Genomic DNA, 21,473 nt, shown 5'->3' with positions numbered 1-21,473 from the left:
TTCCCCTCTCAAATATCGGCGTACTCTGGAACGTTTTTGTTTCGTACTGCTTTTTCCATCGGTAGACCGGTGTCATAATCAAGCTGGCACGGTTCACCGTCATCCGATTCGCGTTGACGCGTAAAACCGGTAAATGACCACGTTGCTTCGGGTGCATCGGCGCGCCACGGACGGCGCAGCCAGTAATAGCCGCGGAACGGGTCACGTGTAACATTCATCCATTCGATGAGTTTATCGTGCAGTCCGTTGCGGACGGTTTCGTGTTCCGGCGACAGAATCAGATTGTTCATTTCACCGGGATCGTTTTGCATATCATACAGTTCATCGGATGAAAGCAGATTGATTGTTAATTTATAACGATCACCGCGAATGCAGCGCTCCGGCTGAAATCCGCCAAAGCCGTCGTGGTCGATTTCGTAGCGGCCGAATTCGATAAAAATTTCTTCATTCGTTTGTTCATCCAGATTCAGGAACATCGGCACCATGCTTTTGCCCTGCAGCACTTTGGACGGTGCTTTACATCCGGCGGCATCCAGCGCCGTTGAAACAACGTCGATGTGCGACATCAAATTATTGCTCACCGAATTTTCCGGAATTACGCCGGGCCAGCGCACAATGAACGGGATGTTGGTGATTTCATCATACATCACTGGACCTTTATTCATCAGCCGGTGACTCTGCAGCATGTCACCGTGATCGGCAGTGTACATGATTAATGCATCCGGCGCATATTCATCAATCGCATCAATTACTCGCCCGATTTCATAATCAACAAATGAATTGCAGGCAAAAAAACTCTGCCAGTGCAGATCAAGATTCCGGCGGTCTGTCTGCTTCAGATTATCACCGGCCCAAACACGCTGATGTTCCGGTTTGTTCATCAGCGGATCGGCCATGTTTTCCATCCACGGCAGCGTTGTATCGCGGTGCATATCGAGAAAGCGTTTCGGCGTTAAAAACGGGCCGTGCGGTTCATCGAACGAAACGACGAGCAGAAAATCTTCATCACCGTGATTTTCGAGAAAATCCACCGCGCGGTTTGCAACACGGTGTCCGAATGTAAACTCATCCGTAACACCGGCGGCGGCATAATTTGTTTTTTCCTGCCGCGAACGTTTCCGCTCTTCCGGCGTGAGTTCGTCGAGATAATTTTGCATATCATACCAGTACGCCGGATCCCAGCCGTCCGGACAGATGCCGCAGCCGAAATAGTCGCCGCCGTCCAGATGCCATTTGCCCATATACGCTGTGTGCAACCCGAGCGCCTGCGCCCGCTGTCCCACGGTGCGCGTATTCGCATCCAGCGCCATGCAGTTCGACCAGGCATTATTAATGTGCGGCCATGTGCCGGTAAAGAGCGCGGCGCGCGCCGGTCCGCAGACCGGCTGACAGGTATAGGCCTTTTCAAATCGCACACCGCCGGCGGCCAGCCGGTCAAGTTGCGGTGTTTTCATATCGGGATTGCCGTAGCAGCTCACCATGTCCTTGCGCTGCGTGTCGGTCATAATAATTACAATGTGTCGTTTTTTCATATTTTATAAATTTTCGTATTTAAAATCAATTTCGTATATAAAAGATAGTAGCCTGTGCTCAATTACGCAACTTCTTTTTCAGAAAATATTCTATCAGATTATATCGTTGCTTTTTTTGTGTCGCGAATGCCGGGGACTTTTGCCTTCACTAGCGCCGAGATTAACTGCCGCGCAACAAAAATTTTAATCCTGACGGTACCGGCGCAGCAAATGCATTAACGGTTCCGTCGATTCCGGTGATAAAAATTGCATTTCCAGAAACTGCTGCTGAAGAGCCGATTGGAGTTCGCAAGTCATAGCTCCACTGTTCTGTGCCGGTATTGAAGTCGAGCGCTATAAAACGCCCGGACGGCGCACCAAAATAGAGCGTCTCACCGGCGATAACCGGCGAACCGGCGATTGCCGGCGCCCTCCCGCGCCCGCCAAGGAAAATCGGTGCGGTGCCGGCGCCGGAAAAAGTCCACTGTGCTTCACCTGTATTTTTATCGAGACATAAAATTTTTCCATCCGGCGTGCCGATAAACAATTTCTTGTCAGACACTGCCGGGGAAGAAAGCCCCCATGACGCGCCGGATGCACTGAGCGGTTTTAACCATCGGACGTCTCCCGTCGCTGCATCTAAGCAGGCAAGACTTCGTTCGTGCGGATAATATAGTGCTGTCCCGTCAACTACCGGCGCACTGGACGCATGATTCTTTTTGTTTTCCCAGATTTTTTCACCGGAAACTCGGTCCAGAGCGATAAGTCCATACTGATATGGGATGGATAAATAGACCAGATCAGAACCAATCGCTGGATGCATGTAGCACCCTTTGGGTTTGCTCCCGGCATTCGTAAACGTTTCCCAGATTTCTACGCCGGTAAATCTATTCAATGCTGTAAATTTATCGCCGGGACCGGTATACACGATATCATCGGAAACAACCGGCGCCGCATAATTCCACGCCGCGCGGCTCGTTCTATTCAATTCGAAATCGTATTCCCAGATTTTCCCGCCGGTGAGCGCATTTATTGCAATCACCATTCCCTGCATTGTTGAAATATAAACCATCCCGTCTTTTACAGCGGCGCTGCATTTCACGGCAGACCGGGTTTTATAATGCCATAAAATTCTGCCGGTGGTTGCATCCAACGCGATCACGCCAGATTCACCAGCACGCCCATCTGCATCCACTGCCATAAACAGCATGCCATTTTCAACCACTGGTGATGCAACATTTACACACCGGTTTAACGGCGTGCTCCAAGCCAGACGAAAGCCGTCTGCCGCAATAAGATCACCCGCACCAGAATGTTGTGCATTACGCTGAAACTGCGGCCAATCACCAGCGGATTGCACCAGCGGAATTTCAAGAGCTTTACTGGAAACTCTGAACGAACGTTTACTCCTCGTGGCCGGTACACCGGAAGTCCATTCTACCTCAATTTCAGCCGTATGCTGTCCGTCTGCTGACACACTGCTTTTTGCATTCCACATCCAGCCGTCTTGATGCGTTAAAGAGAACCATGCCCCGGAATCAATCCGTCCGCGCACCTGAACCGGCGGATCAAAAGCATCATAAACTGCAACCGAAAAATCCAATGCACCGGGACGATACTGCGCATCGTTTTCCGGCAAAACGATCCCAACGGATTTTTTTACTGTGCTGAGCCTGTATTCAACATCTGTAATTTTTCCCCCGCATGCAGTAATCCACGCGAGCGCATTCGGGGAACCGTCATCGCCGCTGTTCAAGGCGCGCGGAGAATTAATATTAACCATGTCGTCGATGTAATACATCTGCCGCGAATGATAATGCCCTGTAAATGACGCTTCGACGGTATGTCCGTACTGCTGTGCATCGTCAACGAGTGCCGGGCGCACCGGCGAATGTGTGCATAGAATTAATTTTGTCCCCTTGCTTATGAGCGGCAGGAGATTATCAAACCATGTTTTGACATACGCTGTAGTGTACCGGCCTCCGCTCTGGTCGAGAAACGGTGTAATGATAAACAGAAAATCGCTGAAATGAAATGCATATTGCGCCGGACCAAGATGATATTCGTATCCTCCTTGAAGATAATCATCATATCCCGGCGCCGGTGTGCCGGCATCACGGGCGCCGGTAATATCATGATTGCCGATCGTGCTGAAGTATGGAACGTCTCCGAGTTGTTTCAACGCATCTGCATAAACCGAACCTATTACCCAGGGATTATCATTAAAACAGTCGCCGGTATCGAGTACGAAGTCCGGTCGTATTGGCGCATCTGCAATATCTGTTAGTAATTGTTTGAATGCCGTCACAGTGCTGTTTAACAGGTGAATGTCAGTAAAATGCGCAACGGTAAATTCCGCTTTGTTCGACGCAGCCCATGGACATAATTCAAAATTCAAAACTGCCGCTGTCCCGGTTCTCGGAATCGGCTCACAGGGAAAGACAGTGGAATATTTTTCAGTGCCGCGATATCCGCGAGGCAGAATAACATACACGAATCGCGTTCTATCACGACTAACCGTCAGCTGATATTTTCCTGCAGCATCCGTTAAAACAACACTGACTGAGTCAGAAACCATAACATTGGGAAGCGGCCGGTTGTTGGTATCGCATACGGTACCGGTAACTGTTACAGCGCCGGCCGACTGCCCAAAGACTCGACCGGCTGACAGCATGCCGGCGGCGGTAATGCCCGCCTTTAAGCAATTTCTACGGGTTGACTTCATCCTTAAGCCTTTCATTTGCCTTCTTTCAATTAAATTACTTTTAATGCCGCCAGTGATATTCGTTTCAAAAAAACGGCATTTGCGCTGCGGTGCAAATGATTTGCGCAGATTTATATAACCGTTTTAACATTCGGCAGTTTCATACCAAAACTATCACGACAGCTCAGCATAGCTTTAGTACCGTTTAATTAATCACTAGAATCAAAATATTATATTTTTACATTATTTATTTTTTCGTATTTAAAATTGATTTTGCATATGAAAAGTATTTAATTGATATCGATTACGCAATATTTTTTTCATACAATCGGTCTAAATAAAATTAATGCGGCAGCAAGCAGGGAGTATAAAATGCAGGGATTCACACTGGGCATCGTGGATATTGTTGTATTTGTGGCGTTCATTATCGCCGTCATTTCCATCGGACTGATCAAATCGAAAGGCGGCGAAAACAGCGAAGATTATTTTCTCGCCGGGCGCGGATTAAAATGGTGGCTGATCGGGTTTTCGCTGATTGCGGCGAATATTTCCACTGAGCAGTTTGTCGGCATGTCCGGCAGCGCCGCGAGTTCGCTGGGCATTGCGATTGCCAGTTATGAATGGATGGCGGCGATCACGCTGGTCGTTGTCGGTTTTGTTTTTCTGCCGCACTTCCTGCGCGCCGGGATTTATACCATCCCGGAATTTCTTGAATACCGGTATAACGCCGCGACGCGCATCTTTATGGCGGCGTTAACGATGTTCACCTATGTCGGCATAACGATTGCGGCGGTGGTTTATTCCGGCGCAGTGGTCATCAACACGCTGTTTCCAACAATAGATATTGCCATGGCGTCCATCATTATCGGCGCCATTGCCGCCGTGTATGTCACCGCCGGCGGATTGAAAGCCAGTGTATGGGCGGATTTAATTCAGGGTTCGGCACTGATTCTTGGCGGCGCCATTGTGGTGGTCTGGGCAATGAAAGAACTGGGACATGCCGACCTCGCCACGATTGGCGCCACGGCGGAACAGGTACAAAATCTCGGCGATGCCGGCGTGCTTACAAAGTTCAAAGAACTCAATGCCGATAAACTGCATATGATTCTGCCGGCGAGTAATCCCGCGATTCCGTGGACGGCGCTAGTCATCGGCCTCTGGCTGCCGAATTTTTATTACTGGGGACTCAATCAGTATATTATGCAGCGTACGCTCGGCGCATCGTCGCTCGTCGAAGGACAGAAAGGTGTTGTATTTGCCGCCGCGTTAAAACTGATTGTGCCGTTCATCATCGTTATTCCCGGCATTATCGCCTTCAACCTGTTTAAGCCGGATATGACGGAGCTGGCGTACACCGCCAACAACCGTTCTGTTCTTGAAGCGTTTGCCGCCGCAGATGCATCCACCGGCAAAGAAGCCTTTGCGTTTAATGCCGATTTTGCTGCTGTTCAGCCGGAAACCGCTGCAGAAATTATCGCTTATAATGCCACCGTGGCGAATGCCGTTCCGGCAGGTGAAACGCCGATGGAAAAAAATGCGTTTGTGCTCAGTAAACTGCCCGCCGGCGTTACTGTTCACAAAACGCTGATCGGATATCATTATGATTCGGCATTTGCACTGCTCATTAAAAAGCTGATTCCCACCGGACTGCGCGGATTCATGCTCGCCGCCATTCTCGGTGCTGTCGTTTCCTCACTAGCTTCTATGCTCAATTCTGCATCAACGGTTTTTACAATTGATTTTTACCGTCGTTTTTTTGCGAAACACTCTACCGAAAAAAGCCAGGTGTTCGTCGGGCGCATTTGCGTTGTTCTGTTCACCGTCATCGGCTGCGCAGTGGCGCCGCAGCTGGCGAATCCGAAATTCGGCGGTGTCTTTAATTTTATTCAGGAATTTCAAGGCTATATTTCGCCCGGAATTCTCGGCGTATTTATTTTCGGACTGATCGTTAAAAAAGCGCCGGCGATGGCCGGTGTTGCCGGACTGATTGTTAATCCGGTTGCATATCAATTACTGAAAATGTATGTGCCGCAACTCGCTTTCCTGAACCGGATGGCGATCTGTCTGGGTATTGTTTTTATCGTTATGGCAATCATTACACTGATTAAACCGGCGGTGCATCCCGGAAAAATTCAAGCAGAGAAAACCGTCGATCTTACGCCGTCCAAAGATGCGCTCATCGTCGGCATTATTGTCGTTGTTGCAACGCTCGCGCTGTATGTTTATTTTTGGTGATCTAACGTTTGTCGCACCGCGTGGAGCAGACATTCCTGTCTGCTCAATTCCGGTCGTGCGGGTTTTGTAAAAGGGCAGACAGGAATGTCTGCCCCACATTTTTTAACCGTTGTGCGAAAAACTAAACGGGAAATGCTTTAAGGTTAATTTCAAACAGACATATTCCAGCGGTCATGCCACCGAATTGAAAACTCATTATTTTTATTGAATGTTACCGGCAGCCAGACATAACGGCCGTCGATGGCATTTTCGGGATTCCAGATATCAAACATAGCGATAAAAGTATCGGGATTCCCAGCAACGGGGAAAACATATGTGCTTTGCGCGACAAATGTTTTTTCCGGCCTGAATCCGCGGTCCGGATTGGTTCCTTCGCGGAGATTTTCCCATTCCAGCCACGGGCCGAAAATGGAGTCGGATATGGCACAGCGTGCGGCATTCGGTTCCCAGCCGGTGCATGCGCTGGCCAGCAGATAATACAACCCGTTCCGCTTAAAAATCGCCGGCGCTTCCATCCAGTGATATTCAAACGCCCGCACGAAGGTACCGGACGGCGCGAGGTAATCATCGGTGAGCAGCGATATGTGCAGCGTGCTGTTGTTTTCGGATGAATAAACGGCCGGCGGCGGCCGAAACGCAACCGGCTGTTATCGGAAATATTTCCCATCAGCGGATCGGTGATTGCATCCCATAACCGGCTGATGCCAACCACCATGCCGATTGCCGCTGCCGCAACGCCAGAATTAACAGTTTCATCAGTTCAATATTCTACGGATTCTGGTGAAAGAAGAGGATGTCTTCCGGCCGGATCTACTGCATGAACTGCTCGCAGCGTACCGCTGAATCGTCATCAATACACCCTTCTCAAAGCGTCTGGTCGCAAAGGATTTTGTTCATTGAAATATTGCAACATCTCACAAATCACTTTCCTTGTATGTTCCCCCGTGTGTTCTCTTAGGGTTGCTTTCAATGACACTGCGGTTGTTGGAAGGGTTTACCGGGGACGGCCGTCCCCGGTAAACTAGAGGGAGTGAGGCTGGTTCGCCCTTGGACTTTAAGTCCGTTTGTAGCTCAGTCCCTGCCTCCCGCATGTACTAACCCGGACTGTTGTCTGAGCAACCGGGCTCGTATCACAAGGATGGAGTATACAATGAATGACAAGGCCGTCTACATCGGTGTCGATGTTTCAAAGGAGTTTCTGGACATCGATTCGTTTGATTCAAAACCCGCGCACATTCCTAATTTCAAAGCCGGCATCCGCCGGCTCATTGAGCGGATTAAGAATGCCGATCAACACATGATCATCTGCTGTGAATCCACCGGCGGATGCGAACGCCTGCTGTGTGACATGCTCACAGACGCAGCCCGGGTTGATCCCAAAAGCGTACGCGACTTCGCGAAGTCGCGTAAAATCCTCGCCAGGACCGGTCAGCTCGACGCGAAAGTTCTATCGTTGTTCGGTACACTGAATAACCGCAGCTGTATGTACAGCAGCCGTAGTGGCGGACCGCGCTCAATGCACTGATCCATCGGCGCACAGTACTCGTTGAGATGCGCAAGGATGAAAAACTTCGTTTAAACATGGCTGAACCACAGATAGAAACGCCATCGGACTCTCCGGTGCACTGACACTCGTCAGTACGATGCCTGAACCCGGGCAGATCGGTGATAATCAGGCCTCGGCGCCGGCCGGATTAGCGCCGCACAATCGTGACAGCGGAAAGTTCCGCGGCCAGCGCCATATCCATGGCGGCCGCGCGGAAGTGCGGCATGCACTTTACATGTGTGCCATGAGTGTGCGACGCAGCAACCCGATTCTGAAGGAGTTTTACGAACGGCTCATTGCCAGCGGAAAAAAGAAAAAAGTGGCGCTCATCGCAGTGGCACGCAAGCTGATCGTACTGGCCAACCGGCTGCTCGCAGATCCCGGGTTCCAGCTCTCATAACTTTTTCAACAAACACTGTTGCTACCGCTTCATCGCTCAGATCCAACGTGTACTTCAGAAAATGCAGCGCCACCATCAGCCGTACGCTCACCGCCGGCCGGCCGTTGTTCTCGCAGTACGTTTCACCGAACGCCTCCTCAAAGCGCACCCGGTCCACCGCCCGGCTCAAACATACCAGTGCATGATCCGGATATCAATGATGCAAGCCGGCTCCATACGGAACAGATCGCCTTGCGGGGAATGAGGAATTTTAACGGCTTTCATAGGAGAGATCATTGCAAGGTTTGGAGTGAAAAGCCACCAAACCCTGGTAAAAACGTTCACTGAAAAAGACAACTTCACCCTTGCAAACACTGATCCATGTGCTTCTTTCAGCGTCGGCTATTTTAAGTTTTGAAAAATTTGTTCGAAGCTTTCTTCGTAATGCGTGCAGAGATTTTTGGTGCCGCTGTCGATAATGTTACCACCGGAAATCCCAATCGGTGCAAAACCGGCAAGCAGGATTGAAACAATTCCGGCGCCGGAATCTTCAATGCCAACCACGCTGTGCCGCTCTTCGAACGGAATGCCGAGCCCGACGCGCGCCGTTTCGGCGTAGAGCCACGGATGCGGCTTCGGCGACAGTTCACCGAGCGTACCCGGTTCGCCGGGACGGATAGCAAAACCGGCGGTGATAATTGCATCGTAAAATTCTTTCGGGTCGCCCATGCCGAGCGTTTTAAATGCATCCAGAATTTCCGGCCAGGCTTTTTCGTAAAGTCCTGATGTGACGAGTCCGATTTTCAAACCCAGCGCTTTGAGTTCGTAAAGAAATTCTTTGATGCCCGGCGATGGCGTGAACGCGCCCTTTTTACCGCGCCCGGCCATAATTTCGTTCATCTCATAATTGGTGTGTTTGAAATACCACTGACGCGCTTCTTCCACCGATTTTTCGGGGCAATATTTTTTTATGCAATACTGCAAATGCTCTGAAACCGAATGACCGGAAACATACGGCTCGTCCGCTGCTTCTAATTTGAAATTGGCATCGCCGAGCAGACTCGCGGTGGTTTTTTCAATAATCCAAATCCAGAAATGCTCGCTGTGAACCGTTGTGCCGTCGAGATCCATCAGCACCGCTTTCAGCGATTTTTCAATGGTTACATCGTACACCGGATAATACGCCGGATAACCCATCGACGATTTAATCAGCGCCAGCGCTTTGCCGTTTTCGAACGACACAAACTCCGCTTTTTTGTCCGCCGTCATTTTAATTGAAACCACACCGTTTTTTCCGGCGGTAAACGCCGCATCCGATGTCTGCTCCAATCCGATCAGTTCTTCATTCGTTGAAAAATTCATTAGTGTTTTAAAAATGTATTCTGAGTGTGATTATTTTTTTCGCAGCGACCAAAACACTGATCGCATGTTTTTCCACAGTGGCCTTTTGCTTCACTGTAATTTCATCCATTCCGATTATTTCCGCTGATTTTACAGGTACTCCGAAAATGAGTTCTGCATTGCACACACTTTGTATCGGATTATACAACCGGATGATAATTCCATCACTGTTTTCTGCGGGCTTTACCGCTGAGACTTGAATACCGTTTCCTCTTACACAAACGAAACTCTGCTCGTGCGGCAGGTTTCCTTTGCCTCGCCCAATTTGCATGGCACGCACCGGTGTGTTCCAGATTTTTGAAACTTCCGGGATTCCTGCGGACTGCCAGTTTCCGGCGTGCGGGTAAATTGCATATTCAAAAACATGTCTGCCAAGGCACTGAACACCTTCATCAGGCAGCTCGGTTACTTTTTCTTCAGAAACCGCCAGTTTAATACGGCAGGCTCGAATGAGTGTCAGCGCCAGCGTCCGCTCTGCATCGTCTATAGCTTCATACTCAAAAAGTCCTTTAGGCAACATGGCCATGCCATTCTGTCCGTCAGAGATATCGGCGAATGTCTGCAGCGGCTGCATGCCGTAAACCCGCTCGATCCATCCGCGGCTATCGGTCAATTTAATCGGACGTTCCATAATGTTAAAATGTGCATCACTAACAGAAACGTCCGCAGTCAGATTTGTTGGAATACAAACACGTAACCAATGATCTTTCACGGGACTGTCGAGTTCCATCCGCACCTGCAGCAGCGGAGAATTAAAATGCAGCGTGTAATCAACCGTCACCGGAATTATTACTGTATTATGACTGCGACTGCGTCCGTCAGCATAATCCTGCGGCACAGCGAATTCATATTCGGCGCGAACGGTTGAAACCACCGGCCCGCTTTCGATCACACTGATCCGGGCGGCGCAACCGGTGGATGTACAGATGCGATCAAACACCGGCGGCACATGTTTCCATGCATTACCGGTTTCGCCCTGATCGCGCAGGAAATTGATCTGCTGATAAATTTTTCCGGTGGATTTACAAATGAGATCCACGGTGCCGTTGCCGTTAATCTCAACTTTAACCCATTCATTTTCCAGCGTGTTCGCACCGGTAACCAGTGAATCATTCAACCGCAGTTCTTCTTTTTCAGGAACGATGGTGTATGTGCGATAGCCGAGCGCCGGTAATTTCCGGAACCCGGCATAAAATTTAATGCGGCTGGATTCCATAATTCGCGGCAGATCCCAAATGCTGTCAACAAACGAGCTGGATACTTCATGTGAGATCGGCTGCACCAGCAGATTCCTGTCTGTATCGCTGTCTAATACGGCTGCCGCCGCTTTATATTTGCGTGGAATTTCAACGTCCACCGTGACGACCGCATTACGCTCAACCGGCAACGGATTGAATACGATTAACTGCATGACATCCGCCGGCTGATCTGCCGAATTCAGATTTTTTGCAATATGCGTGATGGAATCTTCGGTAACAATATCGGCAATCTCGCTGACTTTCCGGTAGCGGTATTCCATGTCTTTGCAAACTTCATCCGGCGCGCAACCGCCGTTGGCATCGTGCGTATGATTGCTGAGCAGATAACGCCAGCCGCGATCCAGATATTTTTCCGGCGCCGGCGCACCGAACGCAACGGCCAGCGCCGCCAGCGGTTCGGCGCGGCAGACCAGTTTTTCTGTCGCGGCATAATCCTGCTGTTTTAAATAGGTGCGGGCGCTGATGGTGCTCGGGAAAAGATAGGTCCACATGCCCTCTTTCAAATACTTCCGGCGTTCGCCAACCAGCACCGGCAGAGAGCTGCGATCGAGATATTTTTCCGCTTCCGCCCAGAAGTCTTCGAGCGTTCCGTGCCGGATTTCATATTTGCCGGCGAACAGTTTTTGCGCTTCTTTGATGACTTTTGATTCATTCGGATGCGCTACGGAAATATCGTGGCCGTTCATCGCCAGAAAAACCGGCGTGGTGAAATGCGGCCCTTCAACGGCAATCATACGCTCGATTGCTTTTTCCAGTTTTGCCGGATTAAAAAGATTTTCCGGACATTTCAAATCAAACGTTAAATCTTCACCGGAAAGTCCGTCGGCGGGACGCAGCGGACATTCATCAAATTCACCCCAGATATAATCTTTTTCAAATTCCCGCCCGGATGTCACCGGACGATGCACCTGACAGTACCAGTTATATCTGGCATAAAGTGCAAAACGCGACGCGGTGACCTGCGTGCCGTCCGGCGCTTCCCATATCCACTCTGCGTCGGCTTCGTGATGAGAAATACCGCGATAGAACATCATATATTTTAAACCGAAATCCGCCAGAATCTGCGGCAGCTGTCCGGACTGCCCCCAGGATGACGGCGTATATGCAACGGTTCCGAATGTTCCGCCGTATTTTTCAACCGTTTTTTTCCCGAACAGCAGATTGCGAATCAATGCTTCCTGTCCGATTGAAAACTGTTCCGCCAGCGTATAATACGGCCCGATAATCAGCCGGCCGGCGCGCACAAATTTTTCAATCTGCCGCCGGCGTTCGGGGCGCAGTTTCAGATAATCATCAATCATGATCGAATGACCGTCCATGGTGAACGAATGATAATCCGGATCGTTTTCAAGAATATCCAGCGTGACATCCATCATGTCCAGCAAGCGCCGGCGCGTCTTTTCAAGCGAGCGCCGGAATTCGCGGTCCCAGTGTGTATTGGAAACAACAATAATTTTTTTTATGTGCGAAGCGTCTGATTTCATAAAATGAGTTCCTGCCGGTTTAATTAAAAAGGAGATTCCTGTGTGCCTTCAACAAACTGATTCTGCTGTTTTAAAATATAACGTATCCACGCCGGATTAATTTCGCGGACATCCGTAAGATCCCGGCGCGCCGCAATTGCCGCCGCGACACCGCAGGCCTGTCCGATGGCCGTCACCGGCGCCATCACACGATAGGATGAATGCGCTTCGTGCGTTCCGCTGATGCACCGCGAGCCAAGCAGCAGATTTTCAAAACCTTTTGCGTATAGACAGCGGAACGGAATGTGATAATAGCCGCTGCCGGGAATGTGCACCATGGTTGTATCAGCGCCTTGCGGATTATGAATATCAATCGGATAACAGCAGGCGGTGGCCATATCATCGAAACGCGCTTCAGAGAGGCAATCGTCCTGCGTCAAAACATAATCACCGGTAACGCGACGGCCCTCGCGGATTCCAAGCACCGGCGAAACGGTGAGTGCGGCATTTTTGAGCGCCGGATGATCTTTAATTTCATTCCACAAATCATACACCTGCTTTCCCGCGTTTTTACGCCCGGCCTCAACGGATTCGGGATTGGCCGGATCAATTCCGGTAACGCGGGTGTGATTAAACACCAGCGTGCGGACATCAGGGCTCGGGAAAAATAAAACTTCCTGATCCGCGCCTTTCGGATTTTCAGTGCGCCCCTCTTCTTTCAGCCGGATGTAGGCTTTCTGCAATCCGAGTGCATCAATTATTTTATTTTTGTCCGTCCAGATTTCGGCGCGCAGCGGCGGCTTGCCTGCCGGTGTCAATTTATCGGGATCAATATTTGAAATAACAAACGTCAACGTTGCCGGTTGCATCTGTCCGTCAGAATCGCGTCCCAGCCGGAATTCCGCCCCGGCCTGCGCCGCGAAATTTCCATTACCGGTGCTGTCGATAAACATTCCGGCAGAGACTTCTGCCGGACCGGCGGTGCCGGAAATTGTAATTCCGGCGATCCGGCAGCCGGAATCAATCTGTATCGCATCAATTTGCGTTGATGGTTGCACCGTCAGATTTTTTTCTGCGGCGATTAATTTTTTATAGCGTTCGAAAAGATCGTCTGAATCATAATATGTAATCATTTCGTCGCACTTGCGGTACGGAAACAGATGCGGAAACAGTTCCGGCAGGAATCCGTTATTCACATTCTGCTTCGCGCCGGGACCGAGTCCGCAAAGAATGCCAAGCGGACTGATTACGCCGGTACCGCCGATCTGCGCGGTTGTTTCAATCAATAAAACATTTGCGCCGGCGCGCGCGGCGCCAACCGCCGCACAAATTCCTCCGGTTCCTGCGCCGACAACAATCACATCTGTTTTTATTTTTTTCATACCGATTCCTGATATTAAATCAGTTTAACTTACATTTGTTTAACCGCGGATGACGCGGATGAAAACGGGGTTTTTATAGCCACAAAAATCACAAAAATTAACAAAATATTTTAATTACAGAATACAGAAGACAAATCCGCAATGTCATTATTTTGCAAATCCCGGTTAAATTATTTTTCCTTTCATCCGTTTATATCCGTGGTATCTGCGGTTATAATTAAAGTTAGTTTCGTATATTACTCTGCTTCACGATGAACAGTTCCGTCGTCCGTTTCATCCGCCCGTTTTGAGCGGAGTCCGGCAAAAAAGACGCGTAGATCTCGCAGCACACCGCCAGTAAACCAGACAGTTGTAAACACGCCGATCACTAAAGGGAAGCCGATTGCAGCCCACCACCAGAAATGCGGCCAGACATTTCCGGACCACGGAGAAATCTGATTCCATGCCGTGCCAATGACCATGACGATAAACCAGAGAATGCCCCAGCCGAAAACACCGCCGGCAATCCACCGGTCTGCCAAAGAAAATTTATCTGTGATGCCGACAAACATCGACCATCGGAATTTTTTCCTGCTTTCCTGATAAACTTTAACCTGATCTTCTTTTACGGCGTAGTCACCGCGATGAAGCAGCCAGTTCATATTGAAATTTTTCCGGCACGTCAGCAGAGAAACAATTATATAAACCAGCACGGCAACCGCTGCCGCACTACAGGAGATCTGAGTGCCATTCATGAAGAAATCCGGCACAAACTGACGTACCAGAATTCCACCGAATGACAGCAGCGATCCAGTCAGCATGGCCGCCCACGCGGCATGCACGGTGCCTTTTTTCCAGTACAGTCCGCCGATAATCACCGCCCCGGCGCCGCCAACGTAAATCGCCATAGTGAGCTGGAACCACATCACAATATATTCAGTCTGTGTAAATAGACAGCCGAACAGAAATGCAAAAATTCCGACACCGGCCATGGCAATACGAAGATATTTTATGTGCTGTGCCGGAGACAGCGGCTTTTTCCGGCGCGGAAGAACTACATCCTGCACAAACATGCTGCCCCACGAATGCAGGTGCGTTGTATCGCCGGCAAAAATTCCGGTCAGTACAATCGCCGCAAAAATTCCTTTCAGTCCGATCGGCAGCAGGACGCCGAGCGCCGCCGGTGCGAGCATCTGTTTTTGAATCTGCGGGTTGGCAATGCCGTCAATCACTTCGTGTACCGGCGCGGCGGCAGCGGCATAGTTTGCATGATTCAAAAATGCCACCGCGCTCATGGCGAGAACAGTGGTGGTTAGCAACCGTGCATATTCACGCCACCGGCCGAGAACACCGCCCATACGCGATTCGTGCGGTGTGCGCGCCGCCGCATTATACGCACTGGCATTCTGCCATGCCATCGTGCCGTAGAATTTCAGGAATATAACCATGAAAATAAACCAGATATTAAAATCGCTGAGATTTTTCGTATCCATCGGATTCATCATGGACTGACCGGCAGGACGGTTCATCATCACTTCCGTTATTTCCGACCAACTGAAAGTGAGAATCAACACAACCGTTACAATTAAAAAGAACCACTGGTCCATTAAACCGGAAATACAGTCCGTAACCATCACGGTTACCTGCCCGCCGGCGAGCGTTAAATAAATTGTGATGGACATAAATAATGCCATCAAAATGATAAACGTCGGCACTGCAAATTCACCGATTACAACCGTTTCAGGAATCCCCAGATAATAAACGAAAAAGCGCGCACCCACTGCCGGAATAATTCCGAAATTCATAATTCCGGCAACGAAGCCCAGTCCACCGGCAAAAATACGGAACCTGCGACTGTACCGCATTTCGAAAAACTGCGCGAGCGTCAGCGCACGTGTTTCGCGATAGCGGTAAACTACAAATCCGGAAATACTCAGCAATAATACCACCGGCATAATCATCCAGTTCCACCACAGATAGGTGAACCCCGCCTGATTAAAAATTTCAAAAAACATCGCAAAAACAACCGCGCCGGTACTCATCTCGTCGCGCGCGACACACAACATATAACGTCCGGCACACCGTCCGCCGGCCATATAGTCAGCAACGCTTTTTAAAAACCGGCTGGTGTATTTGGCAATTATAATAACAATTAACAACGGCACACATAGGACAATCCAGTCAATTAAAGACATTTCCGTTATCCTTTCAATTTATAAGAACAGATCATTACTGACTGATAATCAAAAGCCGGACAGTTTTCTGATTTTCAGACTGAACGCTAAATGCAAAGTCATTTACCCCGGAACTGCCTAATGCTCCACCGTTGTTCGCCTGCCAAAGCCGTCCCGAAGGATACATATCTGTACCGGTATTATGCAGGAACGCATGGTTTCTTGACACTGCATAATCGTCAAAAGATAAAACAAATGTATAATAAAACCCACCGGACAATGTAATATTGTCAATATCAAATGTAATCCAGTCTTTCGCTTTTACCCCGTCAGAGGATAAGAAATATGTTCCGGTTTGTACTGAAATAGCAGATCCAATTGATGATACAGCATCACTTTTATAAATTGTTACAGTAAACGCAGCGCCGGAAGCTCCGGCGCCGATCCCGCTCGAAGCGCAAAGAGAAAATGAGTCTATCCTTAGATCATTTGTAACATAAAATGATTGACCGATGTCCCGGCAGTCCGTTGAAGAAATCGCTTTCCATGCATATCCAGCAGTACCGGCAACGGATTGCGCTACAACATTCTCCGTCGGAATATTTGCATTGGCACTGACTGAAACATTTGTCGCCGCAGATATACAGGCAACAAATCCTGCCAGGACACTGAAAATTAAATTTACTTGTTTCGCAGCCATAACTTTTTCCTTTCTATTTAAGTTGAAGAATCAACACCTGCTACCTTTTGTTTTTATTTCACCCGTAAGACAAAAAACCCATCCGCAGAAATTTCGGAACTGCCAAGTCCCGGTGCGGCGGATATCCAGCTTTTGGCACCCTCACCGTCGTTATCGTGAACCGCAAAATTAAACCGGATACTGCCGGCTTTCGTCAGTCCGAGATCTTTGAATCCGATTATCACCTCATATTTAGTATAAGGGAAATTCCAGTTCTGCTTTACTTCACTGCGGGTTATGCTGACCTCCGGTTTTTGCACGAACGATGCATTTGCACCGTTTTTACGGAACTGCATACGCGGGGCTTCGCCCGGCTCCGCCGCAATCACCAGATGTGCAACTTCATTCGATGCACTGCTCCATGCAATTTCAAGTGCATCGCCGTCAATAAGCGGTTCATTATGCGGTACCGCATACAACGCATTATCTTTGACGGTAAATATCATTATGACGGCATTGGTGGCGGCATTGATTGAAAAATCCGCCTGCACACTCAGATCCACCGGACTGCCCCACAGTAAATGCAAAGTGCTGGGATCGTTATCCTGCTTGTTCCGCACCTGTTCCATTTTATCCAGCAGGATGGTTGCGCCTTTGCGTGCATCCAACACATTAAACGGAACAGGAATTTCAATTTCCGGAGCCCAGCCTGTTCCCTCGAAATTAAAGGCGGCATACAGCGCCGTGCTGTCGCCGAGCTTTCCGGGCTGCATCGAAATTCTCACCGGAAATACTGCGGTAGATCCGGCAACGACAGTTTGCGCGGCTGGAGCTGAAATAATCTGAATATCATCGTTTCCGCGAAACGCCGGAATAACTTTTATGTTCCAGGACAACGGGTTCCACACCGTGATTTGAATTTCAACGGTATCATCCGATCCAATGATAATGTCTTCCGGTACCGAAATTAACGGCTGCAAATATTCCGGAACTGTTCCGCCGGAAAATTTAAAATAACGCGGTGCATTCAACGTCAGCAGCGAAAATCCGTCCTGTGACGGAACGGCGACAGGATTTCCAAACAGATCCAGCGCCGTCACCGCCGCGCCGTTATTTTTTACAACCAGCGCCGGCACAGAAAGAAGTTTGTCTTCGCGCCAGCCCGTAACCAGACAATCGCCGGCTTTCCCGAATAGAAAAGCGTAAACGCCCTCATCTTCAAGCCAGGTTGCCAGCAGCGGCAGCCGCCGGAGTTCCGCCACTGCCGTAGCCGCGGCGACAAACGATTCCTTCGGACGAAATTCTTCTTCGATGGCAATAAAGTTATCGGTTCCGGTCGGATTTGTAATCAGCCCGAATGTTTTTCCCGTCTGTTGCGGAGCATCTCTGCCGGAGCGGTCGATGATATTATACCAGCAATAACTTTTCGCACCGATGGATGCCGCATAACTCATTTTTTTCATCAGCGTTTCCGCCTGAAAATATTCGCCGTTGCGGGTGTCGTATCCGGTTTCGGTAAACACAAACGGCATATCCATGGCGTTGTATTTCTGCTGGATAGTTGCCAGCTGTTTGTGAATGTCGTTATAAAACTGCTGGAACGTATCGTGCATGTGATAGGCAAACCAGTCGAACGAGCGCGGATAATCCCCGATGGCGGCATCAAATGCACCGGGCTTCGTTGCCCAATGGTTTAAACTCGCATATCCGCCGGAGGTGACAACCAGATTTGAGTCCACCGCTTTGATTGCATCATGTGCAATGCGCTGTGTCCGGGTATAATCATCCACCGTTCCGGTAAACGTTGCGAGGTCGGGTTCATTCCAGACTTCCCAGAATTCGATGACATTTTTATAGCGGGATGCGACAGCGCTGATCCAGTTGCGCCAGGCCTCCGGTTCCGGCGGATCGGAGCGTTGCGCCGCCGCCCACAATACCGACCAGGTTGAAAGCACATGCCACCGCAGATTATACTGCTGGATCAGATTGATATAATCATCCTGAGTCTGCCAGTTCCATGTATCCGCTGTCGGCTGAACAACATTCCACGGAATATTAAACCGGTAAAATTCAAATCCCAGTGACGCCGCGAGTTCAAGCATGCGCGGCGTACAGCGCGGTGCGCCGGAAGCAAATCCGATCGGCATGGCACTCTCACCCGGTGCCGGCTGTCTGTTTTTGGGATACACACAAAATGTATCGCTGTTCCACTCCGTGGTTGCGCCGGAAAAATTCAGCCGGTACGACAGCTGATAAATTCCGTAAACCGGCAGATCGTCCGCCGGAATTTTTACATCCTGAGCTTCGCCGGGATTTAACGTAATCTCCTGTTGCCATGTCCGGTTTTCAATGTTTGACGTAACGCCGGAAAGTTCCAGTTCCACTGTTATCGTTCTAGATTCTTTCTCCCGGTTTGAAATGCGAAACCAGGTATCCGGAGAATAATTTTCCCGCTCAACAGCAATAAACCGCGCAACCGCCGGAACCGTAATTTCACAACCTGACGGATTAGAGTCATCCTCAATCAGCTTTGAAATCTGCACACTGAAAAGAAGATCATTTACAGATGATGCCGCCGCCGCGGCACCGTTATTCGCCTGCCAGAGACGGCCCAAAGAAAATCCGGCGCCATCGTCAGAATGCAGAAACGACTGTTCCTGCCGCAAAACGCCGGATTTATCCCACGAAAGCATCACCGTATAAAACAGGCCTTTCGTTAAATTCACTTCGCTGATTTCAAATGTCATCCAGCCGGGATTCACCGGATTGGCGGATGTGCTTAAAAAAAGTCCTTTCTGAATTGAGATTGCCGTTCCAAGCGCCGTGTCATTATCGCTCTCATAAATTGTTACAGTAAACGGTGCCCGGCCGGCACCCGGCTGAATATTTCCAGCGACGGCGAGACTGAAAGAATTCATCACCGCATTCTCCGGCGAACGGAATGACTGCCCGAGCTTGCGGCTGCCGGTATTGTTCTCTTTCCACTGGTATCCTTTGACGATATCTGTTGTATAAGCAATCAGCACATCGGTATCCGGCGCGGAAGAACCGGCACGGACTTTTACTTCGGCATATACCGGATCCATTGTAAGGAACGTTAAAAAAGCCACGCCGAATGCCGGCTGCAAAAAAGACTGCAGGACAACCATCGTCAGCGTCGCCGGAATATTAATCAGTTTTTTCACTCACGTTCCCTTTCACTCTGCAATCCAACCTAATTCATATTAGGTTTAAAATCAAATCTCTCATGCCAATCTGTTAACTTAATGTGTTATCCGCGTAGTACGCCGTTTTTCAGCATCCACGCTGCTGCGACAGACGGCCAGCCGGCATTGTCCTGACCGGGATTTCCCATGCCAAACCCATGCCCGCCTTCATTGTAAAGGCAGAGTTCGGATGGAATACCGGCGGAAATCATCGCATTGTGCATGACAACACTGTGCTTAAAATGAACCGTTTCGTCATTCATTGCATGAATTAACAATATCGGCGGTGTGTCTCCGGTAACATTTAATTCAGGCGAATAAAATTTTCTTTCATCTTCCGCCGGAGAATCTCTGAGTAATGCCGACATCGATCCGGTGTGACAGATGTCATCCTGCACAAAACTGATTACAGGATAAATTAAAATTCCGAAATCAGGACGATAGATCGAACTGTTGATTTCTGCCGGAACTTCGAAATGAGTCAGCGCCAACGCTGCCAGATGTCCGCCGGCAGAAAATCCCAGTACACCGGTTTTTCCGGCGCCGTTTTTTTTAATCTGCTGAACTGCCTGCCAAATATCCTGAAGCGGCACCGGATATTTTTCGCCGGGAGAAACTTCCGGCAGACGGTATTTCAAAATATACGCATCAATACCCAGTCCGTTCAGCCACTCAGCAACCGGATACCCTTCATTTAAACAGGACAGCCAGCGATAGCCGCCGCCGGGACAGATAATAACGGCGGTACCGGTGCGAATGCGCTCATCCGCTTTATATGCGATCAGATGCGGCGTCCGGATACTCCGGAATTTTCCGGGTTCAAATTCTTCACCGCCGGAAAAAGCGCCGGTAATTCCGTCAGGCCGTAACGGAATTACCAGTTTCTGTGATGCTCTTTCCAGCAGTACATTCATGATATTATTTCTTCAAACACGTCTTTACGGCTGAACCTGAACACAAAATGAAAAGTCGTTCACCTGAGAATTCGAAAAGCCATTTCCGTCGACTCTCGACTGCCACAGCCGTCCATCCGCATACCCTGATCCGCCGGCATGGTTGAATATCTGATGCTGATTCGGAATCGCCATATTATCGAATGATAGCATTATGGTGTAAGATTTTCCTTCGTTTAATGAGACCGGCTCGAGCGAAAATACAATCCACTGACCGGTAACCTGGCTGTTCCGGGAACCTAAAAATTTTCCATTTTGAGTGGATATAACTTTTCCAAGTGTCGATTGCGAAGAGCTTTCATAAACTGTCACCGTAAATGGCGCATCAATTGCGCCACGCTGTACGTTCCCAAGCGCCAGTAAACTGAATGCTGTCATCTTCGCCGCCTTTGGTGCGCGGAAAGACTGCCCGATATCCCGTTTGCCATCCTGATTATTTCGTAATGAATAACCTGTTCCGGCGCAATCATAACTGGCCAGCACATTTTCCGCCGGCATTTTCGGCTGCTTTGAAACGGTCACTTCTGCCATCAACCCAAACGCCACTCCGCATATAATTCCAACAACTGCACCTGCTTTACACTTACTTCTCATCTGCGTCT

At 49.4% G+C, this 21,473-nt stretch carries 14 protein-coding genes and 1 pseudogene; 3 read left to right on the top strand and 12 right to left on the bottom strand.

Features of this window, described 5'->3' with window-relative positions:
* Positions 1 to 8 precede the first annotated feature (8 nt).
* Positions 9 to 1,532 (bottom strand): sulfatase-like hydrolase/transferase, encoded by a 1,524-nt coding sequence (locus WC959_02780; GenBank protein ID MFA5688064.1) that lies wholly within the window; start codon positions 1,530 to 1,532, stop codon positions 9 to 11.
* 160 nt (positions 1,533 to 1,692) lie between these two features.
* A complete protein-coding gene (locus WC959_02775; protein MFA5688063.1) occupies positions 1,693 to 4,236 on the bottom strand; it encodes a PQQ-binding-like beta-propeller repeat protein in 2,544 nt (847 codons plus the stop codon).
* A 351-nt stretch (positions 4,237 to 4,587) separates the two neighbouring features.
* Between WC959_02775 and WC959_02770 the strand changes: the two genes are divergently transcribed.
* Complete coding sequence (locus tag WC959_02770) at positions 4,588 to 6,450, top strand: sodium/solute symporter (GenBank protein ID MFA5688062.1); 1,863 nt, start codon at positions 4,588 to 4,590, stop codon at positions 6,448 to 6,450.
* Between the two features lie 149 nt (positions 6,451 to 6,599).
* On the opposite strand, the gene WC959_02765 is transcribed toward WC959_02770, so the two are convergent.
* Positions 6,600 to 7,028, bottom strand: coding sequence for a family 43 glycosylhydrolase (locus WC959_02765; protein ID MFA5688061.1), 429 nt, complete (start codon positions 7,026 to 7,028; stop codon positions 6,600 to 6,602).
* A gap of 572 nt (positions 7,029 to 7,600) precedes the next feature.
* Here WC959_02765 and WC959_02760 point away from each other — a divergent pair.
* The gene (locus tag WC959_02760; protein ID MFA5688060.1) at positions 7,601 to 7,975 is read left to right on the top strand and encodes a hypothetical protein; all 375 of its coding nucleotides are present in this window, start codon (positions 7,601 to 7,603) and stop codon (positions 7,973 to 7,975) included.
* An 82-nt stretch (positions 7,976 to 8,057) separates the two neighbouring features.
* Positions 8,058 to 8,396, top strand: a complete 339-nt coding sequence (locus WC959_02755) for a transposase (protein ID MFA5688059.1) — start codon at positions 8,058 to 8,060, stop codon at positions 8,394 to 8,396.
* Positions 8,397 to 8,418: 22 nt separating this feature from the next.
* Here the strand turns inward: WC959_02755 and WC959_02750 are convergent.
* From WC959_02750 to WC959_02710, 9 genes and pseudogenes are all read right to left on the bottom strand, one after another.
* Positions 8,419 to 8,660 (bottom strand): annotated as a pseudogene (locus WC959_02750) (IS5/IS1182 family transposase).
* Positions 8,661 to 8,777: 117 nt separating this feature from the next.
* Complete coding sequence (locus tag WC959_02745; GenBank protein MFA5688058.1) at positions 8,778 to 9,737, bottom strand: HAD family phosphatase; 960 nt, start codon at positions 9,735 to 9,737, stop codon at positions 8,778 to 8,780.
* A 7-nt stretch (positions 9,738 to 9,744) separates the two neighbouring features.
* Positions 9,745 to 12,519, bottom strand: coding sequence for a glycoside hydrolase family 38 C-terminal domain-containing protein (locus WC959_02740; GenBank protein ID MFA5688057.1), 2,775 nt, complete (start codon positions 12,517 to 12,519; stop codon positions 9,745 to 9,747).
* A gap of 23 nt (positions 12,520 to 12,542) precedes the next feature.
* Positions 12,543 to 13,880: an FAD-dependent oxidoreductase gene (locus WC959_02735; protein ID MFA5688056.1), complete on the bottom strand. Its 1,338-nt coding sequence runs from the start codon at positions 13,878 to 13,880 to the stop codon at positions 12,543 to 12,545.
* A 236-nt stretch (positions 13,881 to 14,116) separates the two neighbouring features.
* Positions 14,117 to 16,054 carry a hypothetical protein gene (locus WC959_02730; protein ID MFA5688055.1) on the bottom strand — a complete coding sequence of 646 codons (1,938 nt, stop codon included), beginning with the start codon at positions 16,052 to 16,054 and terminating at the stop codon, positions 14,117 to 14,119.
* Between the two features lie 34 nt (positions 16,055 to 16,088).
* The gene (locus WC959_02725) at positions 16,089 to 16,733 is read right to left on the bottom strand and encodes a hypothetical protein (GenBank protein MFA5688054.1); all 645 of its coding nucleotides are present in this window, start codon (positions 16,731 to 16,733) and stop codon (positions 16,089 to 16,091) included.
* Between the two features lie 53 nt (positions 16,734 to 16,786).
* The gene (locus tag WC959_02720) at positions 16,787 to 19,897 is read right to left on the bottom strand and encodes a hypothetical protein (GenBank protein ID MFA5688053.1); all 3,111 of its coding nucleotides are present in this window, start codon (positions 19,895 to 19,897) and stop codon (positions 16,787 to 16,789) included.
* Between the two features lie 86 nt (positions 19,898 to 19,983).
* Positions 19,984 to 20,832 (bottom strand): alpha/beta hydrolase, encoded by an 849-nt coding sequence (locus WC959_02715; protein ID MFA5688052.1) that lies wholly within the window; start codon positions 20,830 to 20,832, stop codon positions 19,984 to 19,986.
* A gap of 24 nt (positions 20,833 to 20,856) precedes the next feature.
* On the bottom strand, positions 20,857 to 21,465 hold the full coding sequence (locus WC959_02710) for a hypothetical protein (protein MFA5688051.1): 609 nt from the start codon (positions 21,463 to 21,465) through the stop codon (positions 20,857 to 20,859).
* Positions 21,466 to 21,473 lie beyond the last annotated feature (8 nt).

It is taken from the genome of Kiritimatiellales bacterium, from assembly GCA_041656295.1.
GTDB lineage: Bacteria > Verrucomicrobiota > Kiritimatiellia > Kiritimatiellales > Tichowtungiaceae > Tichowtungia.
The sequence above is the reverse complement of the archived record's forward strand: the minus strand, read 5'-3'. Positions and strand labels throughout refer to the sequence as shown.